Here is a 7,003-nt window from a genome sequence, read left to right as displayed (position 1 = left end):
AATACCCCTTTAGATAAAGTTAGAAATATTGGAATTATTGCACATATCGATGCAGGTAAGACAACTACAACTGAAAGAATCTTATACTATACCGGTCGTACCTATCGTTTAGGGAATGTAGACGATGGTAATACAGTAATGGACTGGATGGAGCAAGAAAAAGAGAGAGGTATTACTATAACTTCTGCAGTTACCACATGTTTTTGGAAAGATTTTCAGATTAACATTATAGATACGCCCGGCCACGTTGACTTTACTGGAGAGGTAGAAAGGTCTCTTAGAGTGCTTGATGGAGCACTTGTTATTTTTTCTGCGGTAGAAGGAGTTGAGGCACAATCAGAAGCAGTGTGGAGACAGGCCAATAGATATCATGTGCCGAGAATTATTTACATTAACAAAATGGACAGATTAGGTGCGTCATTTAATGGTACTTTAGAGACTATAAAAGAGCGACTTAATATAAAACCGCTTGTTTTAGGGTTTCCTATAGGAGAGGAAGAAAAGTTTGTAGGAATCATTGATATAATTGAAGAAAAGGCATACATATTCCGTGATCCTTCTGGTGAGAAATATGATATTGAAGATATTCCTGAAGAATATAGAGCCGAGGTAAATAGCAGAAAGGAAGAACTTTTTGAAACAATAGCGGATGTTGACGAAGAAGCGTTAGAAATATATCTTAACACAGAGAATATTCCAAAAGAAATATTAAAAAAGGCAATAAGGCAAGCTACTATCGCTAATCTTGCTTATCCTGTTTTGATAGGTTCATCATACAAAAATAAGGGTATTCAAATAGTTCTTGATGCTGTTTGTGCATATTTACCTTCTCCCTTAAATGTTAAACCTGTGATAGCTGAAGATTTGAAAACTGAGGAAGAAGTAGAATGTTTACCTGACCAGAATGTGCCACTTGCTGCTCTTGTATTTAAAGTAATGTCTGATCCTTATGTTGGTACGCTCACTTTTGTTCGGGTGTACTCTGGTACACTTACAAAGGGAAGCTATGTGTTAGATTCTACTATTGAGAAAAAACAAAGAATTGCACGGTTGCTTAGATTGCATGCTAATAAAAAAGAAGATATAGATTCTATTAAAGCAGGAGGACTCGGTGCTATTGTTGGTTTAAAAGATTCGTACACAGGTCATACACTTTGCGATGCATCTCATCCTGTATTTCTTGAAAAAATGAGTTTTTCTGAACCTGTTATTTCTGTAGCTGTTGAACCAAAGACGAGAGCAGCCCAATCTAAGCTTTCTGCTGCACTTGCAAGGTTTGCTATAGAGGATCCAACATTTAGGATTAAATTTGACGAAGATACTTCTGAAACGATAATATCTGGTATGGGAGAACTACACCTTGAAATTATTATAGAGAGATTGTTAAGAGAGTATAAAGTTGAGGCCAGGATAGGCAAGCCCCAGGTTGCATATAAAGAAACTATTGAGAGCGCAAGTAAAGGCGAAGAAAAATATGTAAAACAGACAGGCGGACATGGACAATATGGTCATGTCGTTCTTGTGGTACAACAGAGTGAAAAAGGAAAAGGTTTTAATTTTATTGATAGAACAAAAGGAGGCGTAGTACCAAAGGAATTTATCCCTGCAATTAAGAAGGGAATTGAAAATGCGAAAGAATCAGGACCGTTACTTGGATATCCTGTGGTAGATGTTGAAGTAGAGCTTATTGATGGTTCTTACCATCCAGTAGATTCTTCAGAGCTTGCATTTAGAATTGCAGGTGCTAAAGCTTTTAGAAAAGCTATGAGAAAAGGCTTGCCGTATTTACTTGAGCCTATAATGGAGGTGGAAGTGGTTGTCCCAATTAAATTTATGGGTGATGTTGTTTCTAACTTAAGCTCAAAGAGAGGCAGTATAAGTGGAATTACTGAAAAAGGACATACTGCTATTATAAAAGCTCTTGTACCACTTTCCAATATGTTTGGGTATTCAACTATTTTGCGTACTATTACACAAGGAAGAGGATCATTTTCTATGGCATTTAATTCATATGATAGGGTTCCTGCTGCAGTGCAGGAAGAGATTATTAAAAAAGCAAAGGGAGAAATTTAAGGAGGTTTAACATGGCAAAAGAAAAATTTGAGAGAACCAAGCCGCATGTAAACATTGGTACCATTGGTCATATTGACCACGGCAAAACAACTCTCACTGCAGCTATTACCAAGATATTATCTACTCTTGGTACTACTGAAGAAAAGAAGTTTGATGACATTGACAATGCACCTGAAGAAAAAGCAAGAGGGGTTACAATTAATGTTCACCATTGTGAATACGAAACAGAAAAAAGACATTATGCACATATTGACTGTCCCGGGCATGCTGACTATATCAAAAACATGATTACAGGTGCAGCTCAAATGGACGGAGCAATTCTTGTCGTAGCAGCAACTGATGGACCTATGCCCCAGACAAGGGAGCATATCCTTCTCGCACGTCAGGTAAACGTACCCCGTATTGTTGTATACATCAATAAGACAGATATGGTAGATGATCCTGAACTGATAGACCTTGTAGAGATGGAAACAAGGGAACTTCTCACCAAATACGGCTTTCCGGGAGAAGAAATCCCAGTAGTGAGAGGTTCAGCTCTTAAAGCTCTTGAAGCAGAAGGTGATGTTGGAAGAGGTAAGAACGAGTGGACAAATTCGGTATGGGAGCTTATAGATGCAGTAGATTCATACATTCCAACACCTGAGAGACCTATTGACAAACCATTCCTTCTCCCCATTGAAGATGTATTTACTATTACAGGTAGAGGAACTGTTGTTACGGGAAGAGTTGAAAGAGGCCTTGTAAAAACAGGTGATCCCGTAGAGATTGTTGGCCTTTCAAACGAAAAAACAAAAACAGTTGCAACAAGTGTTGAAATGTTTAGAAAAATTCTTGATGAAGGCAGAGCCGGAGAGAATGTTGGTGTTCTTCTAAGAGGTATTGCTCATGAAGATGTAAAAAAAGGTCAGGTCCTTTCAGCACCTGGTTTTATTCATCCTTACACAAAATTTACAGGTAGAGTATATATTCTTTCCAAAGAGGAAGGTGGTAGGCATAAACCATTCTTTACTGGTTATAAGCCTCAGTTCTTCCTTCGTACCACTGACGTAACAGGTAGCATTAAACTTCCCGAAGGCATGCAGATGGCAATGCCTGGCGATAATGTAGACATAGAAGTTGAACTGATCTATCCTGTTGCACTTGAAGAAACCCAGAGGTTTGCTATCCGTGAAGGCGGTAGAACAGTAGGAGCAGGTGTTATTACTGCAGTGATGGAATAAATTAATTGGAAGTGAGATGAGATGAAAAAAGAAAAGCTGAAGATAAAATTGAAAGCGTTTGATCATGAAATTTTGGATATATGGGCCGCTAAAATTGTTGATACAGCAAAGAAAAGCGGAGCTAATATTGTAGGGCCTATACCACTCCCGACAAAACGTACAATATTTAATGTTTTAAGATCTCCTAATGTGGATAAGGATTCTCAGGAAGAGTTTGAAATTTGTGTGCATAAGAGACTTGTGGAAATAAAAAATGCAACTCCCGAAATAACACAAAAACTTGCGAATATGGATATTCCTCAAGGGGTAGAGGTCGAAATCAAGATATAATGGAGGATGCCATGGTGAAAGGAATACTGGGTATAAAATTGGGTATGACTTCTGTGTATGAAGGCGATAAATTGGTTGCTGTTACTGTGCTAAAAGCAGGTCCATGCATGGTTACGAATAAAATGACCAAGGAGAAAAATGGGTATAATGCAGTACAGTTGGGATTTATAGAAGTTAAACCTGAAAAGTTAAATAAACCTGAAGCAGGTGTTTTCAAGGCAAAAAAATTATCAATGTTCAGATATTTAAAAGAATTTAGAAATATGGACGGTGAAATTGGAGATAACGTAACCGTAGAAATTTTTAAAGATTCTCGGTTCGTTAATGTTTCTGGTATCTCTAAGGGAAAAGGATTTTCCGGTGTAGTTAAAAGATGGGGTTTCGGTGGTTGGCCGAAGACACATGGTTCTGGTGGACTCCGGAGACCCGGTTCTATTGGAGCAGGTACCACACCTGGAAAAGTTTTTAAAGGACATCCTATGGCCGGGCATCTTGGGGTTAATCAGACGACAGTGCAAAAACTTAGAGTAGTTAAGATTATTCCTGAAAAGGATTTAATCCTTGTAAAAGGCAATGTTCCCGGTCCTGATAAAAACTTTATTGTTGTAAAGGCAGGAGGTTAATATGAAGGGAAATGTTTTGAATGTCAATTCAAAAAATATTAGTGAAATAAATTTACCCGAGAGATTTTTTTCTGTTCCTGGAAAAAAGCATCTTATTTATTCTGCCATAAGGACGCAGCGTACTAATAAAAGAAGAGGTACTGCATCAACGCAGCAAAGAGGAGATGTTAGTTACAGTACTAAAAAAATGAGGCCGCAAAAAGGAAGTGGCCGTTCCAGACAGGGCGCTAGGACATCTAATATCTGGAAAGGAGGGGCTGTGGCATTTGGCCCTCATCCCAAAACATATCACATAAAGTTGAATAAAAATGAAAAAAGAGTCGCTATTTTTTCTGCTCTTTCATCAAAATTTCGAGAAGGAAATGTGCATATTGTTGAGGGAATAAAAATTACTGGAAAAACTAAAGAAATTGTCCAGTTATTCAACAGCGTTAGTGATAATTTAAAAAAGGAACTAGGTACTATATTGCTTGTTTATTCAGATATAAATGGTGAAGTTGCGTTAGCAGCAAATAATATTCCATATTGCAAATCATTAAACTTTAAGTTTCTCAATGTTTACGATATTGTAGTATACGAATCGATTCTGTTTACTAAGGAAGCAGTGGAAGAAATGCAAGGATGGTGGAAAAATGAGTAATATAGAAGTTTTAATTAGACCTCTTGTTACAGAAAAGGCTACTGCTCTTGCTGAGAAAGGCAAGTATGTGTTTCTTGTAGATAAACGTGCGAATGCACGTATGGTGAAAGACGCCGTAGAAGAGTTTTTCTCTGTAAAAGTAAAAGATGTTAATATAAGCAAAGTATTTGGAAAAAGGAAGAGAGTAAAGTATGCGTTTAAAAAAACGCCTTCTTACAAAAAGGCAATCGTTACTCTCTATCCTGGTCATAAGATTGATTTAATGCATCATGTATAGTGGAGGTATAGGATGGGAATAAAAGAGTATAAACCTACAACTCCTGGTTTTAGAGGAAAATCAGTTCAGGTACACGAAGAAGTAACAAAGAAAAAACCAGAAAAATCATTGGTTGTAGGGCTAAGGAAAAAAGCTGGAAGAAATAATACTGGCAAAATTACAATGAGACGGAGAGGTGGTGGCCATAAAAGGCTGTATCGTATTATTGATTTTAAGCGCGATAAAAGAGATATACCTGCAAAGGTAAAGGCAATAGAGTATGATCCAAATAGATCGGCACATATTGCTTTGCTTACTTATAACGACGGTGCGAAAAGATATATTATTGCTCCGGTAGGGTTAAAAGTGGGTGATACAGTAACAGCTGGGGAAAATGCCGAAATCAAGGTTGGTAATGCGCTTCCAATAAAAAATATACCATTAGGTTCAATTATTCATAATATAGAGTTGTTTCCGGAAAGAGGAGCTATGTTAGTGCGATCTGCCGGTGGAGGCGCTCAATTGCTTGCTAAAGAGGGTAAATATGCACATGTGAAGCTTTCATCTGGGGAAGTAAGGATGATCAATTTAAACTGTTGGGCAACTATTGGCCAGGTAAGTAATGTAGATCATGGGAATATTAAGCTTGGGAAAGCAGGTACTAACAGACATCTTGGAAAGAGACCTAGCGTAAGAGGTGTAGTTATGAATCCAGTGGATCATCCACATGGTGGAGGCGAAGGCAAATCTCCTATTGGTCATCCTGGTCCTTTGACTCCCTGGGGAAAACCTACTCTTGGCTATAGAACGAGAAAGAAAAATAAAACTTCCGATAAATATATTGTTAGAAGGAGGAAGTAAGGATGAGTAAAAAAAATATGTTTGTGGATCCAAAGCTTCTTGGAAAGATCCAGAATTTAAACAAAAAAGGTGAAAAGAAAGTAATAAAGGTATGGTGCAGGAGATCTGCGATTACTAAAGAAATGATAGGACATACAGTTGCAGTACATAATGGAAAAACACATATTCCTGTTTATATTACACAGGATATGGTGGGACATAGACTTGGTGAATTTGCTGCAACTCGTACCTTTCGTGGCCATAAAGTTCCTACTGCAAGAACTGTTACTAAAACCTAAGGAGGAATATTATGGAAGTGTATGCTAAATCTAAACATTTACGATTATCTGCTACTAAAGTACGACTTGTAGCTGAACTTATAAAAGGCAAAGACATTGATGAAGCATTTTCAATTTTAAAAGTTCTCCCTCAAAAAGCTGCTAACTATCTGGAGAAAACTCTTAAATCAGCTGTTGCGAATGCTGAAAATAATTTTGATATGGATAAAGACTCATTATATGTTCACAGGGCATATATTGAGTCCGAAGGTCCTATGAAGAGGTTATATATGAGAGGAATGGGCAGAGCGGATATACAAAGAAAACCTGTGAGCCAGATTACTATAGTGGTAAAAAACAAAGAGGAGGTATAGAGTGGGACAGAAAGTACATCCTTCTGGATTTAGGATAGGCATAACGAAAGATTGGGTAAGTAAGTGGTATGCAAATAAAAAAAATTACTCTAATTTTGTCATGGAGGATATTATAATAAGAAGAGAGTTAGATAAATTAGGAATTGATGCAGCTATTTCTCATGTTGAGATTATTCGAAAAGGAGGAGAAGTTGGCGGCGAAGTAAAAGTGATTATATATAGTGCAAGGCCCGGTATGATAATTGGAAAGAAAGGGGCAGAGATTTCTAAACTGCAGAATAAATTAATGTGTGCAATTAATAATTCTGATATGAAAATAGGGATAGAAGTAAAGGAAGTAAAGCGTCCAGAAACAAACGCTCAACTTAT

General features: G+C 37.4%; 10 protein-coding genes. All 10 read left to right on the top strand.

The window, feature by feature from the left end; translation table 11 throughout:
- On the top strand, window positions 1-2,073 hold a 2,073-nt coding region (gene fusA, locus U9Q18_05115; protein ID MEA3313739.1), incomplete at its 5' end, for an elongation factor G.
- A gap of 11 nt (window positions 2,074-2,084) precedes the next feature.
- A complete protein-coding gene (gene tuf, locus U9Q18_05110) occupies window positions 2,085-3,293 on the top strand; it encodes an elongation factor Tu (protein ID MEA3313738.1) in 1,209 nt (402 codons plus the stop codon).
- 21 nt (window positions 3,294-3,314) lie between these two features.
- On the top strand, window positions 3,315-3,623 hold the full coding sequence (gene rpsJ, locus U9Q18_05105; GenBank protein ID MEA3313737.1) for a 30S ribosomal protein S10: 309 nt from the start codon (window positions 3,315-3,317) through the stop codon (window positions 3,621-3,623).
- Between the two features lie 14 nt (window positions 3,624-3,637).
- A complete protein-coding gene (gene rplC / locus U9Q18_05100) occupies window positions 3,638-4,246 on the top strand; it encodes a 50S ribosomal protein L3 (GenBank protein MEA3313736.1) in 609 nt (202 codons plus the stop codon).
- A 1-nt stretch (window position 4,247) separates the two neighbouring features.
- Window positions 4,248-4,886, top strand: coding sequence for a 50S ribosomal protein L4 (gene rplD, locus U9Q18_05095; protein MEA3313735.1), 639 nt, complete (start codon window positions 4,248-4,250; stop codon window positions 4,884-4,886).
- Window positions 4,879-5,163, top strand: a complete 285-nt coding sequence (rplW, locus tag U9Q18_05090; protein MEA3313734.1) for a 50S ribosomal protein L23 — start codon at window positions 4,879-4,881, stop codon at window positions 5,161-5,163. The genes rplD and rplW overlap by 8 nt, the downstream gene beginning before the upstream one ends.
- A 12-nt stretch (window positions 5,164-5,175) precedes the next feature.
- Complete coding sequence (rplB, locus tag U9Q18_05085) at window positions 5,176-6,003, top strand: 50S ribosomal protein L2 (protein ID MEA3313733.1); 828 nt, start codon at window positions 5,176-5,178, stop codon at window positions 6,001-6,003.
- Window positions 6,004-6,005: 2 nt separating this feature from the next.
- A complete protein-coding gene (rpsS, locus tag U9Q18_05080; protein ID MEA3313732.1) occupies window positions 6,006-6,281 on the top strand; it encodes a 30S ribosomal protein S19 in 276 nt (91 codons plus the stop codon).
- A gap of 11 nt (window positions 6,282-6,292) precedes the next feature.
- Window positions 6,293-6,634: a 50S ribosomal protein L22 gene (gene rplV, locus U9Q18_05075; GenBank protein ID MEA3313731.1), complete on the top strand. Its 342-nt coding sequence runs from the start codon at window positions 6,293-6,295 to the stop codon at window positions 6,632-6,634.
- A 1-nt stretch (window position 6,635) separates the two neighbouring features.
- A partial coding sequence (gene rpsC / locus U9Q18_05070; protein MEA3313730.1) for a 30S ribosomal protein S3 occupies window positions 6,636-7,003 on the top strand: 368 nt, incomplete at its 3' end.

The sequence above is a fragment of the Caldisericota bacterium genome (genome assembly GCA_034717215.1).
Lineage (GTDB): Bacteria > Caldisericota > Caldisericia > Caldisericales > Caldisericaceae > UBA646.
The sequence above is the reverse complement of the archived record's forward strand: the minus strand, read 5'-3'. Positions and strand labels throughout refer to the sequence as shown.